At 67.9% G+C, this 16526-nt stretch carries 15 protein-coding genes; 10 read left to right on the top strand and 5 right to left on the bottom strand.

Features of this window, described 5'->3' with window-relative positions:
• The first annotated feature begins 1 nt into the window (after position 1).
• Genes V9K99_RS27450 through V9K99_RS27425 form a run of 6 tightly spaced genes read left to right on the top strand, consistent with a single transcriptional unit; the run spans position 2 to position 4117 of the window.
• Positions 2 to 628, top strand: coding sequence for a TetR/AcrR family transcriptional regulator (locus V9K99_RS27450; protein WP_337006607.1), 627 nt, complete (start codon positions 2 to 4; stop codon positions 626 to 628).
• The gene (locus V9K99_RS27445) at positions 625 to 1419 is read left to right on the top strand and encodes a 2-keto-4-pentenoate hydratase (protein WP_337006605.1); all 795 of its coding nucleotides are present in this window, start codon (positions 625 to 627) and stop codon (positions 1417 to 1419) included. Before V9K99_RS27450 ends, V9K99_RS27445 begins: the two co-directional genes overlap by 4 nt.
• The gene (locus V9K99_RS27440; RefSeq protein ID WP_337006603.1) at positions 1412 to 2305 is read left to right on the top strand and encodes an acetaldehyde dehydrogenase (acetylating); all 894 of its coding nucleotides are present in this window, start codon (positions 1412 to 1414) and stop codon (positions 2303 to 2305) included. Before V9K99_RS27445 ends, V9K99_RS27440 begins: the two co-directional genes overlap by 8 nt.
• Positions 2302 to 2493, top strand: a complete 192-nt coding sequence (locus V9K99_RS27435; protein WP_337006601.1) for a hypothetical protein — start codon at positions 2302 to 2304, stop codon at positions 2491 to 2493. The genes V9K99_RS27440 and V9K99_RS27435 overlap by 4 nt, the downstream gene beginning before the upstream one ends.
• Positions 2472 to 3098, top strand: coding sequence for a 4-hydroxy-2-oxovalerate aldolase (gene dmpG, locus V9K99_RS27430; protein ID WP_337006599.1), 627 nt, complete (start codon positions 2472 to 2474; stop codon positions 3096 to 3098). The genes V9K99_RS27435 and dmpG overlap by 22 nt, the downstream gene beginning before the upstream one ends.
• Positions 3095 to 4117 (top strand): amidohydrolase family protein, encoded by a 1023-nt coding sequence (locus tag V9K99_RS27425; RefSeq protein WP_337006597.1) that lies wholly within the window; start codon positions 3095 to 3097, stop codon positions 4115 to 4117. The genes dmpG and V9K99_RS27425 overlap by 4 nt, the downstream gene beginning before the upstream one ends.
• Before the next feature lie 771 nt (positions 4118 to 4888).
• On the opposite strand, the gene V9K99_RS27420 is transcribed toward V9K99_RS27425, so the two are convergent.
• The gene (locus tag V9K99_RS27420) at positions 4889 to 7306 is read right to left on the bottom strand and encodes a glycoside hydrolase family 3 protein (RefSeq protein ID WP_337006594.1); all 2418 of its coding nucleotides are present in this window, start codon (positions 7304 to 7306) and stop codon (positions 4889 to 4891) included.
• A 47-nt stretch (positions 7307 to 7353) separates the two neighbouring features.
• On the opposite strand from V9K99_RS27420, the gene V9K99_RS27415 reads away from it, so the two are divergent.
• Positions 7354 to 7938: a TetR/AcrR family transcriptional regulator gene (locus V9K99_RS27415; protein ID WP_337006592.1), complete on the top strand. Its 585-nt coding sequence runs from the start codon at positions 7354 to 7356 to the stop codon at positions 7936 to 7938.
• Here the strand turns inward: V9K99_RS27415 and V9K99_RS27410 are convergent.
• The 3 genes from V9K99_RS27410 to V9K99_RS27400 all read right to left on the bottom strand — a co-directional run bounded on the left by V9K99_RS27410 (position 7922) and on the right by V9K99_RS27400 (position 13924).
• Positions 7922 to 9136 carry an alginate lyase family protein gene (locus tag V9K99_RS27410; protein ID WP_337006590.1) on the bottom strand — a complete coding sequence of 405 codons (1215 nt, stop codon included), beginning with the start codon at positions 9134 to 9136 and terminating at the stop codon, positions 7922 to 7924. The genes V9K99_RS27415 and V9K99_RS27410 overlap by 17 nt on opposite strands.
• 68 nt (positions 9137 to 9204) lie before the next feature.
• On the bottom strand, positions 9205 to 10728 hold the full coding sequence (locus V9K99_RS27405) for a glycosyl hydrolase family 28 protein (RefSeq protein ID WP_337006588.1): 1524 nt from the start codon (positions 10726 to 10728) through the stop codon (positions 9205 to 9207).
• Positions 10729 to 10744: 16 nt separating this feature from the next.
• Positions 10745 to 13924 carry an alginate lyase family protein gene (locus V9K99_RS27400; RefSeq protein ID WP_337006586.1) on the bottom strand — a complete coding sequence of 1060 codons (3180 nt, stop codon included), beginning with the start codon at positions 13922 to 13924 and terminating at the stop codon, positions 10745 to 10747.
• A gap of 142 nt (positions 13925 to 14066) precedes the next feature.
• Here V9K99_RS27400 and V9K99_RS27395 point away from each other — a divergent pair, with 142 nt between their 5' ends.
• Genes V9K99_RS27395 through V9K99_RS27385 form a run of 3 tightly spaced genes read left to right on the top strand, consistent with a single transcriptional unit; the run spans position 14067 to position 16198 of the window.
• A complete protein-coding gene (locus tag V9K99_RS27395; RefSeq protein WP_337006584.1) occupies positions 14067 to 15083 on the top strand; it encodes a LacI family DNA-binding transcriptional regulator in 1017 nt (338 codons plus the stop codon).
• Positions 15080 to 15874, top strand: coding sequence for a CPBP family intramembrane glutamic endopeptidase (locus tag V9K99_RS27390; protein WP_337006583.1), 795 nt, complete (start codon positions 15080 to 15082; stop codon positions 15872 to 15874). The genes V9K99_RS27395 and V9K99_RS27390 overlap by 4 nt, the downstream gene beginning before the upstream one ends.
• A 48-nt stretch (positions 15875 to 15922) precedes the next feature.
• A complete protein-coding gene (locus V9K99_RS27385; RefSeq protein ID WP_337006581.1) occupies positions 15923 to 16198 on the top strand; it encodes a hypothetical protein in 276 nt (91 codons plus the stop codon).
• Positions 16199 to 16297: 99 nt separating this feature from the next.
• On the opposite strand, the gene V9K99_RS27380 is transcribed toward V9K99_RS27385, so the two are convergent.
• Complete coding sequence (locus V9K99_RS27380) at positions 16298 to 16435, bottom strand: SDR family oxidoreductase (protein WP_337006579.1); 138 nt, start codon at positions 16433 to 16435, stop codon at positions 16298 to 16300.
• Positions 16436 to 16526 lie beyond the last annotated feature (91 nt).

Raw genomic sequence — 16526 nt, 5'->3', positions numbered from 1 at the left:
GATGAGCAAGGCAGTCACGCGCCGGCAGCGGGCCAACGGTGTGGAGTCACGGCGGCGGATCCTCGATGCCGCGGTGCAGATCGCCGGCGAGCGCGGCTACGAGGGCACTTCGATCGCGGCGGTCAGTGCCGCCTGCGGGCTGCCGGCGAGCTCGATCTACTGGCACTTCAAGGACAAGGACGATCTGATCGCCGCCGTCATCGAGCGCAGTTTCGAGGCCTGGCTGAGCGCCCTCGAGCTGCCCGGCGAGGAGGCCGGTACGCCGCTGGAGCGGGTCACCGTGATGGCCGCGAACGTGGCCAAGTCGCTGGTCGACCAGCCGGACTTCCTCCGGCTCGGCCTGATGCTCGCGTTGGAGCGGCGACCGGAGGAGCCGCGGGGGAGGGCTGAGTTCTTGCGGGTGCGCGAGATCGCCCGGGACAAGATCGCCGAGGCGATCGCGCTGGTGGTGCCCGAGCTCGACAAGGCCGCGCTGAACACGCTCACCACGTACGCGGTCGCCGGCGCGGACGGTCTCTTCATCCAGCGCGAGATCGGCGGCGACGCGATCGACCTGGTGACGTTGTTCGAGCTGCATGCACGGCAGATCTACGAGGCCGCCATACGGCTGACCGGAGGGACCCGATGATCGACCGACGCCACGCGGCAGACCTTTTGTGGCAAGCAGAGCGGGACGTCGCCCCGATCGACCCGTTGTCCCAGACCTGGCCCGCGATCGACCTGGCCGACGCGTACGCCATCCAGCAGGACAACGTCGTACGGCGAATGGCAGCCGGAGCGACCGTGGTCGGTCACAAGGTCGGACTCACCGCGGCCGCGATGCAGCAACTGCTCGGCGTCGACGAGCCGGACTTCGGGCAGCTGTTCGACGACATGGTCCATCGCGACGGTGCCGCCGTACCCGCGGGGCGCTACTGCCAGCCGCGGATCGAGCCTGAGATCTGCTTCCGGTTGGCTCGACCGCTGCGTGGTCCCGGTGTCACCGCCGGGGATGTGTTGGCCGCGACCGAAGCCGTCGCGCCGGCGCTGGAGATTGTCGACAGTCGGATCGTCGACTGGAAGATCACATTGGTCGACACGGTCGCGGACAATGCGAGCTCGGCCGGTCTGATCCACGGCGCGTGGACGCCGATCGGCCAGGTGCCGGATCTCGCCAAGGTGACCGTGGACCTGTTCATCGACGGTCAGGCCACGGCCAGCGGTGCGGGTGATGCAGTGCTGGGGCATCCGGCCGAGGCCGTCGCCTGGTTGGTGAACACACTCGCAACCTTCGGCGCCGCGCTTGAGCCGGGCCACTTGATCCTCCCTGGCGCGATGACCACGGCGCCGTTCGTCACAGCCGGGCAGAAGGTCGAGGCGGTCTTCAGCACGCTCGGCAGGGTCTCGGCGACCTTCGTACCAGGAGTGACCCATGAGTGAACCGCTGCCGGTTGCCGTGATCGGCTCCGGCAACATCGGCACCGATCTGATGATCAAGATCCTGCGCGGATCCGGTGCACTCTCCATCCGGGCGATGGTCGGGATCGATCCGGCGTCCGACGGCCTGGCCCGGGCCCGGCGGATGGGTGTCGCAACGACCGCCGACGGTGTCGACGGCCTGATGGCGATGCCGGAGTTCGCCGACATCCGGCTGGTCTTCGACGCCACCTCCGCCTCGGCGCATCGAGCCAACTGGGCGAAACTCGGGCCGACCGGCGTACGGATGCTGGACCTGACGCCGGCCGCCATCGGTCCGTACTGCGTGCCGGTGGTGAACCTGGACCAGCATCTCGACGCGCCGAACCTCAACCTGGTCACCTGCGGCGGACAGGCCACCGTGCCGATGGTTGCCGCAGTCAACCAGGTCGCGCCGGTGGAGTACGCCGAGATCGTGTCGTCGATCGCCTCGAAGTCGGCCGGGCCGGGGACGCGCGCCAACCTGGACGAGTTCACCGAGACGACGGCCACCGCGCTGCAGGAGGTCGGCGGGGCCCGGCGCGGCAAGGCGGTCATCATTCTGAACCCGGCCGAGCCGCCGCTGCTGATGCGCAACACGGTCTACTGCCTGATCGACGGCGACTACGACCGCGCTGCGATCGAGGCGTCGATTCTCGCGATGGCCGAGCAGGTCCGTGCCGATGTGCCCGGCTACCGGCTCAAGCAGCGGGTGCAGTTCGACGGGCCGAAGGTGACCGTGATGCTGGAGGTCACGGGCGCCGCGCACTATCTCCCGGCGTACGCCGGCAACCTCGACATCATGACGTCGGCCGCGGTGGCCGTCGCCGAGCGGATCGCCCTGAGCAACCAGGTGGGAGTCCGGGGATGAGCCTCTACCTCAGTGACGTGACGCTGCGGGACGGCATGCACGCCATCAAGCACCAGTACACGCTGGATCAGGTCAAGACGATAGCCACCGCGCTGGATCGTGCCGGCGTTGACTCCATCGAAGTTGCCCACGGCGACGGACTCGGCGGTTCGTCGTGCGTCTCGGCATGGAGGCCGTCGGGTTCCTGATGATGAGTCACCTGACCGACGCGTCGAGCCTTGCCCAGCAGGCGAAGCTGATGGAGAGCTACGGCGCAGTCTGCGTGTACGTCGTCGATTCCGGCGGCGCCCTCACCATGCGGGATGTTGCCGAACGCATCGATGCGTTCCGGCAGGTGCTGGACCCGGCGACCGAGCTCGGGATCCATGCCCACCACAACCTTTCGCTCGGGGTGGCGAACTCGATCACCGCCGTCGAGCACGGCTGCCATCGTGTCGACGCATCCCTGGCCGGTATGGGCGCGGGGGCCGGCAACGCGCCGCTGGAGGTGTTCGTTGCCGCCGCGGATCGGCTCGGCTGGGAGCATGGCTGCGATCTGTTCCCTCGGCAGGATGCGGCCGACGATCTGGTTCGGCCGTTGCAGGACCGGCCTGTCCGGGTCGATCGAGAGACGCTGACGCTTGGGTACGCCGGGGTGTACTCGAGCTTCCTGCGTCACGCCGAAGCCGCGTCGGAGCGCTACGGGATCGACGTCCGGAGCCTGCTGATCGAGGCCGGTCGGCGTCGCATGGTCGGCGGCCAGGAGGACATGCTCACCGATATCGCCCTGGATCTGCAGCAGGTCGCATCATGAACCGCATCGACGTACACCACCACCTGATCCCGTCCTTCTACCGGGAAGCTTTGCGGGATACCGGTGTCGCTGAGGCCGGTGGGCGTGCCTGGCCTGACTGGAGTTCCGAGGCTGCGGTCGAGTTGATGGATCTGCTCGGCATCACTACGGCGATCGTGTCGATCTCGATGCCGGGGACGTCGTTTCTGAAGGACGCCGACGATGCGGTCGCGCTGGCTCAGAAGTTGAACGACTTCAGTGCGGGGCTTCCGGACCGATTCGGGTACTTCGCTACGCTGCCGGTGCCCGATCTCGCTGGTTCCGCGCGGGAAGCCGCCCGGGTTCTTGACAACGGTACGGCGGATGGCGTCGTACTGCTGGCGAATACCCATGGGGAATACCTTGGCGCTGAAGGCCGGGATGAGCTGTGGCGGGCGCTTGATGAGCGGGGCGCGGTTGTGTTCATCCATCCGGCTGAGCTGCCTGGGCCGGAGGTTGTCGGCGTACCGGCGTTTGCTGCTGACTTCCTGCTTGATACGACGCGCGCGGCGTATCTGTTGGTGCGTAATGGGATAGTGCGGAAGTATCCGAACATCAGGTTCATCCTTGGCCACGCGGGCGGGATGGTGCCGTACGCGTCGCATCGGATGGCCTTTGCGATCTCGGCTGACACCGGTGCGAGTGTGCTCGACGTACTGGATGACTTCCGTGGCTTCTACTTCGATACGGCGTTGTCGTCGAGTCCGGCGGCGTTGCCGAGCTTGCTGGCGTTTGCGCAGCCTGAGCGCGTGCTGTTTGGCAGTGACTGGCCGTTCGCGCCGGATGTCGCTGGGCAGTACTTCGCTGCTGGATTGGACGAGGGCGTCGACGGGAGTCAGTTGGCTGGGATCAACCACGCCAACGCGCAGGCTCTCTTTCCGCGTCTCGCGACTACCCGGGCCATCAAGCCAACCGCGTCACCGGTCGCCCGGATCCGCCACACCGCCCACCGCGTCGCCGTCCGCGGGTTGTTCAAACTCGTGCAGCCACAGAAGAAGTAGCCCATTCAACCTCGCCGCCTCGACGCCATGCGGTGTGTGCGGCTCTGCGGGTCCGCCGGGCGGATCGTGGTTCTCGCGGGGGCTTCCGAGACGTGAGGTGGTTTCGCGGTCTCCGCTGCGTGATGGTGCTAGTCGGGGTGGCGTGCGTCAAGGGCGCCTCCTTCGTCGGCGTCCGCTGCGCGGATCGAACAAGTTCGACCCTTGACTCACACCGCCCCGACCAGGGAAGGACGCAGCTACGCGGATCCCGCGGGAAAGTGCAGCCCGAATCATTTGGCGATCTGGTCCGTCCGAGCGAACCGGCTCGCCGGGACCACCCCTTTCGTGGTGTCCCGGATCGGTGCCGAGGGCAACTGGATCACCGAGTCGTGGAAGTTTGCTCCAGAAACTGCCGGGAGAGGACACGAATCCACGACTCGATGATCGATCCGGCCGGGGATCCCGGGATGTGGCCGGTTTGGTCCGGATGGTGGGCAAACAGGGCAAAACCCCGAACCTCGTACACCCCGTGGGGACCTCGAACATCTGGTCAGATGTCCGAGGTCCCCGAAAGGTGTTCAAAGTCCCGCCGATTGCACCAAATGCCCCGGATCCAGGCCCGCCCACCGGATCCACCCACACCTGCGACCACTCGGGTGAGCAGCTCCGGGATAGCTGCGTCCTTCCCAGCACGATCAAGCAGCCCGGAGCCGCGACACCACATTCTCTGTTCAACCGCAGAGCAGCTGGATTGGTTCGCGGCGGGTGGGCAGCCGACCCGCCGCGAACCGGCTAGGGGAGGCGGACGCGGGTCGAGAGCGGCAACTGTGCGACGGACGAGCCCGCTCGGAGGGTGAAGTCGCCTGGTTCGGTTGTCCAGCCGTTGTCCCAGTGGTTGAAGGTGTGTTGGTGGAGGGGGATCGTGACGTCGCGGGACTCGCCGGGGGCGAGGCGTACGACGGTGAAGCCGGCGAGCCAGCGGGTTGGGCGGTCCACGGTGCTCCCCGGACGTTCGGCGTACACCTGGACGACGTGCTTGCCGGACCGCTCGCCGGTGTTCTGGACGGTCACCGAGGCAGTCGTCGCGGAGCCACGCAGGTCGGACAGGGACCAAGTCGTGTAGCCGAGGCCGTGGCCGAACTCGTAGGCGGGCTCGGCGCCGGCGCGGAGCCAGGCGCGGTAGCCGATGTGGATGCCCTCGTCGTACCGGACCTCGCCGTCGCGTGGGGTGACGTCGATAACCGGTACGTCGGCCTGCTCGCGCGGCCACGTGGTCGGGAGGCGACCTCCGGGCTCGACCACGCCGAGCAGTACGTCGGCCAGCGCGTTGCCGTACTCCTGCCCGCCAAAGTACGTCAGCAGTACGGCGGCCACGTCGTCACGCCACGGCATCAGCACAGGCGAACCGGCGTTGACCACCACGACCGTGCGAGGGTTCGCCGCCACGACGGCGCGGACCAGGTCGTCCTGCAGACCGGGGAGCGCGAGGCTGCTGCGGTCGTAGCCTTCGGACTCGACCTTGGAGTTGGTGCCGACGACAACGACCGCGACCTCGGCAGCACGCGCCGCCGCGACCGCCTCGTCGATCAACGCCTGTGGGTCCGACGGGTCCGGCTCGACGCCGACGGTGATGCCGAGTGCGTTGCTGAGACCGCCCTCGCGGGTCGGCAGCTCCAGCTCGACCCGTACGTCGACAGGCTGCCCGGCGGTCACCTCGAGCGGGGCCGAGGTGGACGGCGGAGACAGCAAGGCGGCGCCGAGATCCGCGCCCATCGGTACGGCGACTTCCTCACGCAGAAGCTTGCCGTCGGCAAAGATCCGGCCGCGGCCGACCGAGGCGAAGCCGAGCAGGATCGAGCCGGATTCGACCGGGGTGTACGTCGTCTGGAACTCGAAGACCGAGGTGGATTCGATCGGTGCGTCCCCGCCCAGATACACCAGCGCACTGGAGAAGCGGTCCTCGGCGAACAGCTCGGCGCCATCCGCAGCAAGGAACCGCACCCGGGCACCCGGCTGACCGGTGACCGGGTTCGTCATCGTGCCCGGCGGCAGCTCGGCGACACCGTCCTGGACGACCGTGCCGATCGAGTAGGTGACCTCGGCATCGGGGAGAGCCGCGCGGAGTCCGTCGAGCGGGGAGACCACAGCCGTCGGGATGACGGTCGCACTACCGCCACCCTGCGTCCGCGCATCACGCGCGTTGTGCCCGATCACCGCCACCCGCTGCAGCGCCGAAGCCTGCCAGGGCAGCTCGCCTTCGTTGCGTACCAGAACCGAACCCTCGGCCGCCGCGGAGCGCGCGAACGCCACACCGTCGATGTCCGGGACGTCGGTCGGCTTCTCGAACCCTTCGAGTGCCCCGACCCGGGCAGCCAAGCTGAGCAGCCGCAGTACCTTCCGGTCGATCGCGTCCTCTTTGATCTCACCAGACCGGACAGCCTCGACCAGGGCGTCCCCCCACGCCCCGGCCGGGCCTGGCATCGCCAGGTCCTGCGAGTGCTTGGCACTCTCCAGGCTGCGTACGGCGGTCCAGTCGCTGACGACGACGCCGTCGAAACCCCACTCACTGTTCAGCGGGGTCTCGAGCAGTTCGTTTTCCGAAGCGGTCGCGCCGTTGATCGAGTTGTACGCACTCATCACCAGCCACGCCTTGGACTCGATGACCGCCTTCTCGAACGCGAGCAGGTACACCTCGCGCAACGCACGGTCGCTCACCACCACGTTGGCGGTGAAGCGCTCGGTCTCGAAGTCGTTGGCGACGTAGTGCTTCGGCGTCGCGCCGACACCGAGCTCCTGTACGCCGGCCACGTATGCGGCGGCGAGCTCGGCGGTCAGCACCGGGTCCTCGCTGAACGCCTCGAAGTGTCGCCCACCGAGCGGCGACCGATGCAGGTTGATCGTCGGGCCGAGTACGACGTCCACACCCTTGCGACGCGCTTCGAGTGCGGACACGACGCCGTACCGATGGGCGATGTCGAGGTCCCAGGACGACGAGAGCGCGGTCGCGGACGGGAGGTTGAGCGACGGGTCGCGCTCGTCCCATACCGGACCGCGGACACCGCTCGGACCGTCGGACAGGACCATCGACCGCAGCCCGACCCCGGGAAGCGGATAGGTCGACCAGAAGTCATGGCCGGTCAGAATCCGGACCTTCTCCTCGAGGGTGAGGCGGCCGAGGAGTTCTTCGAAATCAGGAGGCGTCGGGCTCATGCGTGTCACTCTACGCGCGAAAACCGAGTGATGCTAGGTTTTGAAATATGGCCACGACCAGAGGTCCGTACGCGAAAGGGATCGCCAAGCGCGAGGAGATCCTGACCAAGGCGCTCGAAGTGATCGCCCGCCAGGGCTACCGCAAGACGTCGACGCGGGAGCTGGCCGCTGCGGTCGGGCTGAGTGAGGCGGGTCTGCTGCACTACTTCGGCTCGAAGGAGAAGCTGTTCGAGGCAGTCCTGCGGGCCCGCGACGAAGCCGACACCGCGCGTCTGAAGACTGAGCCGGACGTGATCAACAAGCTGACCGCGATCGTGCGGCACAACACCGACGTTCCCGGCCTGGTCCAGTTGTACTCGACGTTCTCGGCCGAGGCAGGGGATCCGCAGCATGGTGCGCACGCGTACTTCGTGGAGCGTTATCAGCGGCTGCGGGAGACGTTGGCCGAGGGAGTTCGGGCCCGGCAAGCGGACGGAGCGATCAGCACGGCGGCCGATCCGGAGAAGATCGCCACCCTGCTGATCGCCCTGTCCGACGGGCTGCAGGTCCAGTCACAGTTCCGCCTGGACACCGAGCCGGCCGACGTGCTGGATCACCTGCTGGCGTTGCTGGGACCTACTTCGCGTACATGACGGTGCCGAAGCCGGTCTGGTCGAAGCCGCCGCTGGTCGAGCCGTAGTCGCCGCCGCCTCCTTCGGGCCGGACCAGCGCGGCCATCTGGGAGATGTACGGCACCGACAGGCCCTTCCGCCGGGTGTAGTGGAAGTGCAGGATCTCCCAGACCGGTCGCAGCTGACCGCGGCTGGCGCTGGAGATCACCGTGTGCTCCTGATAGGCGCAGCTCTGGCCGGTGCCCCAGGTGTACTTGGTGAACGGCACGTCCTGGCCGAGGTTGTACTTCGCGACGTACTGCGCCGCCTTCATGAACCGGTTGTTGTCGTAGCCGTACAGATCCTCGCCCTGGTTCCAGGCCATCTCACAGAACGCGCCCATCTGTCCGATGCCCATCACCGTGTGGCCCTGGTCGCGGCCGGACTCCTGCCACTGCGCCAGGCCCTCGGAGTCGTAGACGAACGGTACGGCGTGCTTGATCGAGCCGTTGCCGGCTCCGGTCTTGAAGTAGTTGACCGCCTGGTCGTACTTCGGCCCGTCGTCACAGAGGATGGCGATGGCCAGGATCGAGTTCATATTGCACAGATCCCAGTTGGCCCAGTAGTTGGTGATACACGCGTCGTTGTGGTTGATCAGGAACGAGTTGTTCATCGGGTAGAAGACGTTCAGCATCATCGTCTTGAACCGGTTGAGGTCGAACCCGGAGTAGCCGCGCATGAGCTCGGCCACGTTTGCGAACTGGTATCCGTAGAGGCCGGCCGCCAGGAACCGGTCTGCGTTACCGCCGATGCTGGTGAGCGTGCCCGACCAGGCGTTGAGGATGTTGCGGGCACAGTCGCCGTGCGCGGTGGAGCCGGTGATCCACCAGCGCAAGGCGTTCTGGTACGCGGCGTGGATGTCGTTGTAGAGGATGCCGTAGTTCTGCCCGGTGCCGCCGCGGATGATGGTGGCCTGCGGGTTCGGCTGCCAGGTCGACTGCGCGTGCCCGTTGGCGATCAGCTTGTTGTAGCCGGACAGCCAGGGGTCGTCGCCTGCGGCGACCCGAACCTTGGCGCGGTTCAGGTCGCCCCAGATGTGCAGCCCGCCTGGATGGGTGAACGTGGCCGGTGCGGCTTCCGCGGCCGGACCGAGCGCGGTGACGCCGGCGGCGGCCGCTGCTCCGGCAGCGGCCACACCTCCGGCGGCTTTGAGCAGCGTACGTCGATTGATCTCCTTCATGTCCTTCTCCTTCGGGCGGTGGAGCGGTGCGCGAGGAAACGGTGAGAACGAGGCTCTGGTGAGCGGGGTCATCGGGCTGCTGCCTCCGCCGTGGTGAGGAAGCGCAGGTTGCGGACGTGGTCGTTGACGAACATCGGCACGCCGTCGGCGGCCAGATACCAGCTGGGCTTGCCGCCGCTGTCGCGGATGACCCGGCCGTTGACCACGAGGTTCTCGAAGGTGACGTCCTTGACGAGGTGTTCTGCGTCGAGACCGAGCATGATGGACATGTCGGCGTGCGTGCCGGTGTAGGAGAGGTCCTTGATGTAGACGGACTCGATGCCCCGGCCGGGCGCGGTGTTCCACTTGGGGTTGAAGGTGACCCGCATGTGGATGAGCTGGCCCCAGCGGATGTCCTCCACGCGCATGCCGTCGACCTTCACGTCCCGCACGAGGTTGCCGTCGCCGGGGTTGATGGCGATGCAGCCCTGGTACAGCAGCTGCGGCTCGCGGTGGTCGAGGATGTCGATGTTCTCGAAGCGCAGGTTCTCCAGTACCTCGGGGGCGTTGGGGTCGGGGTTGCCGTGCGTGCCGATGTTGATCGGGTGGGCGACATCGGCCCAGAGGGTGGAGTTCCTGACGGTGATGTTCCGGGTGTCGCCGTAGTAGTCCCAGCGGTGGGTGTAGATGGCGATGCAGTCGTCGGAGTTGCGCATGAAGACGTCGTCGATGGTGACGTTCTCGGAGCAGAAGATGTCGATGCCGTCACCCCAGCCCAGGTGGCTGAAGGAGCGCAGGCTCTTGATGGTGACGTTCTCCGACTCGGCGACCGTGATCGTGTTGTACCGGGGGTTGAGCACCGTGATGCCCTCGACCTGGACGTTCTGGGAGTCGTGGACGTAGATCGCGCCGCCCGTGGCGTTGTAGATCACGCCGCGCCCGATGAGGCGGGCGTTCTCCACGCCCTCGAAGATGACGTTGGAGGTGAGGACCGCCCCGCCGGCGAGGTAGACGGTCTGGCCGCTGGAGACCTTCAGCGTACGGTCGGGGTGGGTGTGGACGCCGGGGCCGAAGTAGATGACCTTCGGGTCGTTCTCGTCGGGCCGCTCCGTCTCGATGGGGTTGGCGAACAGGTGCAGGCAGTCGAAGATCTTGTCGTCGAGCTGGATGACGAGACCGCGGGGCCGGTCGAGGGTGAAGCGCAGGGTGCTGCCCAGCACCTCCGGCGTGATGCCGTAGGAGTCGGGACGGATGCGGGCCTTCTCGAAGGCTCCCTTGGTGTAGGTGACCTCGACCTCGACGGTGCCGGAGAAGTCGAAGTACGCCATCGAGGAGTTCTGGGCGGTGTTGCGGCCGTTCAGGGGGTCGATCAGGGGCAGCTTGGCCAGGTAGACGTCAAGCGTTTCCCACGTGCCGCCGACCGGGCGGACCTTCACGGTGAAGGCGGTGTTGGTCGGCACGCCGGACGGGATCGGATAGGTGACGACGGTGCTCCCGACCGCGGTCTGCTCCCCGGCAGCGGCCCGACCGGCGCCGAGCACGCCGGAGGCGGCTCCCACGAGGGCGGCACCGGCCGCCTTGAGGGTCGTGCGGCGGGTGACTGACATGGTCATAAGGGGCTCCTTGGGGTCAGGCGATCGACACGTGGTCGAAAACGGTGGTGTTGAGGGCAAAGGGGTTGCGGGACACGACCGCGAGGCCGGCGTGGTACGGCGCATTGCCGAAGCCGGGGATGGGGACGGGGTCACCGAGTGGGGTCCAGGTCTGGCCGTCGTCGGAGAGCTCGGCGCTGAAGGTCTCGCCGATCCGGTGGAGACGTAGCCACGTCGCTGTGCCGACGGTTTCGGTGGTGACGAGACCGGTTGCCACTCGCAAGCGTCGTACGAACTGCTGTTTGTCGCCGGTCAGGATCAGGCCGGCCGACTGGTCGAACGGTGACAGGGACTTGGTCATGATCAGGCCGATCCGGCCGCCGGTGTCGGTGCTCAAGACGCGGGCGGTGATGGTGCGGTCGCCGGTCACGAGCTGGGAGGCGTACTGGGCCGTCATGCCTTGATTGATGACGTTCAGGTCGGCGCCGGCGCCGCGGACGGTGAAGCGGCCGGCGTCGTAGCTGGTGATGCCGGGGGTGCGGATGGCGACCGCGCTGTAGGTGGCGAGCTGGCGCTCGTCCAGGACGTAGTCGCCGATGTCGCGGTAGGTCCACGGCTCGGGAGGTGGCGCGCCGACGGTCAGCGTGAGGTCGGCCGTGGCTGTCGCCGCCTCGAGCTGGATGGTGAAAACCCCTTGCTCAGCAGGATTTCCGGAGATGACACCGGTGCTTCGGTCGATAGTGAGACCGCTGGGGAGGCCGGTTGCCTGGAAGGTCGCCGGGTCGTTGGTGGCGGCGATTCGATAATCGAAGCGGGTGCCGACGTTGGCGTACGCGGTGGTGGCACTGGTGATCACGGACTCGGGCTTCGTGGGCATTCGGGCGCTGGTCGGCTGCGAGTAGGGGCCGTTGGTCTTCGCGACGACATAGCTGTACGTCGTGCCCGGTACGCCGGTCGCGTCGCGATAGCGGGTCTCCACGCCGAAGCCGGAGACGTCCGCCGCGATCACCTGGAACGGACCGCCCGAACTGCGGCGGACGGTGTAGGTGGCGTTGGCGTCCAGGTCGGTCCAGGCGAGCTCGACCGCGCTCGTCGTACTCTTCGCCGTCAGCGGTCCAACAGGTGCGGCTGGTCTCGAGATGCCGAGGTTGTCGAAGGCCGCCGTGGTTGTCTCGCGGTCGCCGAGGCTCCCGCAGACGGCGATGCCGACGTACAGCTGGGGGCCGAGGTGGAGCTTGGACGAGCCGACCTCGGTCCAGGTCTTGCCGTCGGGGGAGATCGAGCCGGTGAACGTGGTGCCCTTGCGGACGATGCGGACCCAGTACGGGCGGCGCAGACGGTAGCCGTCGCTGGCTGCTTCGACGTACGGCGCGGAGAGTGGGGTCGCGGACTCGGGGAGCGCGCCGAGGTTGGAGATCGGGAAGCCTGCGTTGACCGTGATGGCCTGCTGCTGTGTCGGCGGCACGAGGGTGCTGCCGATGCCTGTGGTCGGCGCGCCGGTAGTCGGTCGGACCGTCCATACTCCGCTCCAGGTGTGGAGGGGGAGTCCTTTGAGGAGCATGGACGCGTGGGCGGAGTCGGGGTTCAGCGTCTGCCGCATCATCACGCCGAGGGTCGCGTACTGCGAACTCACCGGGTGGACGAGGCGAGCGACGACCGTGCCGTCGCCGAACAGCGGGTAGTAGACGAAACGGAAGCCCTCGCTGAGGTCCGTGCCGGCGGCTTCGACGACCAGGGTTTGACCGTCGAAGTCTGTTCGCCCGGCGCGGATCGACCCGATGTCTTTACTTGCCCAGGGCGATCTCTGGGTCGTGACCGGCAGCGACTCCGCGCTGGTGCCGACGGTGCCGATTGCCTCGACCGTGTAGTGATACGTGCGGCCCGGCTGCTTCGCCGTACTGTCCGTGTACGTCGTTGCCGTGACGCCGGTCGCGATCGTGGTGGAGTCCAGCTTCACGGTGTAGCTCGTGGCGTTGACGGATCGGACCCAGGTCAGGACGACGCCGGCCGCTTCGAACCGCGCGGTGAGGCCGGAGGGGATTCCGGGAAGCGTGGCGGGGCCCGACGTCGCGCCGCGATGGGTCAGGGTGCCGAAGCCCGGGTGGTCGTCGTTCGTGCCTTCGATGCCTCGGGCGACGACTTGCTCCAGGTACGGCGCTTGCAGGCCACGACGACCGACATAGTGGCCGTAGGCAAGCTCGTAGATCGGCTGGAACTGCCCGCGGTTGCCGGTGGCAATGGCTGTCTTGAGGTATTTGCCGGTGCGATCGAGGTCGGTGACGAACGGGACGGTGTCGTTGCCGAGGTTGTAGCGAGCGGTGTACTCGAAGCCCTTCAGAATGCGGTTGTCGAGGTGACCGAAGAGGTCGACGCCTTGAGTCCATGCAACCGCGGCCGTGTTGGCGAGCAGCCCGATGGCCAGTTGGGCATAGGCCTGGCTGCGTCCGCTCTCTTGGCCCTGGCCGCTCGCCTCGACCACGATGTGTTCGATGCGGCCGTTGCCCGCGCCGGCGACCGCGTACCGGACCGCGTCCTCGAACATCACTCGGTCGTCGCAGAACACCGCGATGCCGATGATCGCCTGCAGTGCGGCGACATCCCAGTTGCCGTTGGCAAAGAGCGCCGTACCGGCGAAGGAGCGGTACCAGACCTTGCGGAACGAGTCCCGGCAGCGATCGAGGTCGGCCGGTGCCCAGCCGTCGTACCCGCTGTGGAGGAGGAGTTCGGCGGCGTTGACGAACTTGAAGCCCTGCAGGCCCGAACCCAGTTGGCCGTCCGCGCCGGTGATTGCCTCGAGGCTCGCGGACCAGGCGTTCAGGATGTCGCGGGCCTTGTCGGCGTGCCGGACGTCGCCGGTGACGGCCCACATCAGCGCGTTCTGGTACGCGGCGCACGAGTCGCTGACTGCCTCGGCCATGAAGTTCGCCGGACCGCGACCCCATGAGGTGATGTGCCCCGCGTTGCGGACCACATAGGCGTACGACGATCTGGCGTGCGCGGCGAGGGCGCGGAAGCCGTCGTACACGGGTGACTGCTGCGCGGCGACGGCGGTCCGCATGCGGTCCAGATCCTCGGCCGAGTGGAGCAGGCCGGGGTGGGCGAAGGGTGCCCCGGTCGCGCTGCTAGTGGTGGAGGTGGCGGCTGCGGCGGGGGAGAGGTGCGCGGCGGCGATCGAGCCGCCGGTGGCGATCAGCAAGGTGCGACGGTTCAGCAGCATGGCGTCACCCTGCCGGGCGGCTTTGGACCGGTCAACAGCCCGTCTCCGACCGAAAATTTCGGGGCGATTCGATCGTTCGAATGCTGGTGTTCGAGGGTATCGAGGGCAGATCATTGGACCGGTCGTCGAGGGGAGCTGCCGAGTGGTCACGATCAAGGACGTCGCGCTCCGGGCCGGAGTCACCAAGCAGACCGTGTCGAACGTCATCAACCAGCGCCCGGTGGTGAAGGCGGACACCCGGGCCAGGGTCGAGCAGGCGATCGCCGACCTCGGGTACACCCCGAGCCTGCTCGCCCGCGGCCTGGCCACCGGGCAGACGATGATGATCGGCCTGGTCGTGCCGACGCTGGCGAACCCGTTCTACACCGAGCTGATCACCCGCCTCGAACGCGGTCTGGAGACCGACGGCTACGGCATCGCCCTGTGTACGACGGACGGCGACCCGGACCGCGCTTCGCGGCAGCTGGTGACTCTCAAGCGGCGCTACATCGACGGGCTGATCCTGTTCGACGACGGCAACGTCAGCCGCCATCTGGATTTGGTCCGGCAGCTCGGCCTGCCGTTCGTGCTGTGCGGATCCGAGACCACGATCCCGGACGCGACCCCAGTGGTGACCTTCGACCACGGCCAGGCCGGTTACCTGGCCGGTGCGCACCTGCGGGATCTCGGTCATCGGGAGATCGCGGTGGTCGGCGAGTTCCCCGCGCACGAGGTGCGGCTCTGGGGTGCTCAGCGCGCGCTGGCCGAGGGCTCGATCGCGATCCGCCCGGCGCGGATCGGGCCGACACCGGCCAAGTCGCAGTTCGGCGGCTTCGAGGCCGCGACCCGGATCCTGTCCGACCACCCGGACGTGACCGCGATGATCGCGACTCACGACCTGCTAGCGCTCGGCGTCCTGCAGGCGGCGGCCGCGCTCGGCCGACGGGTCCCGGGGGATCTGTCGGTCATCGGGATCGACGACATCAGCCCGGCAGGCGAGGCGCACCCGGCCCTGACCACGGTCGCGTTCCCGATCGACCGGCTCGCCGAGGCGGCGATCGGGACCCTCCTCGGCCCACCATCCCCTGCCAACGCGAGCGAGATGATCTCCCTCGTCCCGCACCTCGTCGTCCGGGAGAGCACGGCGCGGGTTGGCGGGCGCGGGATAGTTGACGCATGACGAGATCCGCGGATGAGGCCGCCGAACCGGCGGCTCTGGTGGCCGACCGGCGGGTGCTGACGAAGGAGGTCTGGCTGGTCCTGGCGTTGTCGCTCGGGGCGTCCGGGGTGTCGGCGATCATCTCGTTCACCGGGGTGCTCACCTCGGCGAAGCCGATCAGTGGTCAGACCGCGATCATCGTCGGGTCGCGCGCGCCGGGACGGCCGTGGCTGGACCTGACCTGGCAGCTGTTCGCGGTGGTGACAGCGCTCGTGCCGGTCGCGTTGGTCGCACACTTCCTGGCCCGCGGCGGCGAGACCATGCGGACGCTCGGGTTCGATCTTCGGGATCGCCTCCGCGACCTCGGGCGAGGGACGGCGGTTGCCGCGGCCATCGGTGGGGCCGGGCTGGCCTTCTACTTGGCCGCCTACGCCACCGGGGCGAACCTGACCGTCGACCCGGCCCGGCTGCCCGACACCTGGTGGCGGATCCCGATCCTGATCGCGGTCGCGGCCCAGAACGCCGTACTCGAGGAAGTCATCGTGCTGGCCTACCTCAACCGGCGGCTGGACCAACTTGGGTGGTCGGTCGGCCGCAGTACGGCGGCCAGCTCGCTGCTGCGCGGGTCGTATCACCTGTACCAGGGGCTCGGCGGGTTCTTCGGCAACGTGATCATGGGCGTGATCTTCTGCTACCTCTACCGGCGCTGGGGCCGGGTGATGCCGCTGGTCGTGGCCCACACCCTGATCGACATCGGCGCCCTGGTCGGGGCGACGTACCTGATCGGGAAGGTGGGCTGGCTGCCAGGCTGAAAGGGCTCTGGTCCGTAACCGATCGGTGTTCTGTCAGGTTGTGATGTCGTGACTGTTCACGGGGAAATCACGAGTCCGCCGGAGATCGATCCCGGATTGGCGGCCGCGGCGCTGGCGGTGTTCGCGCACCGGCACGAGGTGGTCCATCTGCTCTACGCCGCGGTCGACGAGCCGGACGCCTTGACGCGCATCGCCGATCTGCTGCATGTCGACGAGGCCACCATCGGCCGCGTCGTGGACCAGCCGCTGCGCTGGATGCTGCCGCAGTTCCGCACCGAACTGGAGACCATCGCCGCCGATCCATCGCCCGTCACAACCGGGTAACCGCCGCCTGAGGGCTGCCGGCGGCCGTCCGACCGAGTGAGAGCGGCCGGACCCGCCGGCGGTCGAGCGATCCGCGTCAGACGACGCCTGCCGCCTTGATCAGACTGGGGCGCCGGCGGTGACCAGGCCGCCGTCGATGATCAGGTCCTGGCCGTCGATGTAGGACGCCTCGTCGGAGGCGAGGAAGGCGACGGCGCCGGCGACGTCCTCGGCGGTCCCGATGCGCCCGGCGGGCACCACGCGACCTCTTCCCGCCGAAGTCCCGGCGTACGCCGCCTCCCGACGTCCGGCAGCCCCACCTCACCCGGCGACACCGCCGCCCGCCGAG

The organism is Kribbella sp. CCNWLW201 (assembly GCF_037203805.1).
GTDB lineage: Bacteria > Actinomycetota > Actinomycetes > Propionibacteriales > Kribbellaceae > Kribbella.
The sequence above is the reverse complement of the archived record's forward strand: the minus strand, read 5'-3'. Positions and strand labels throughout refer to the sequence as shown.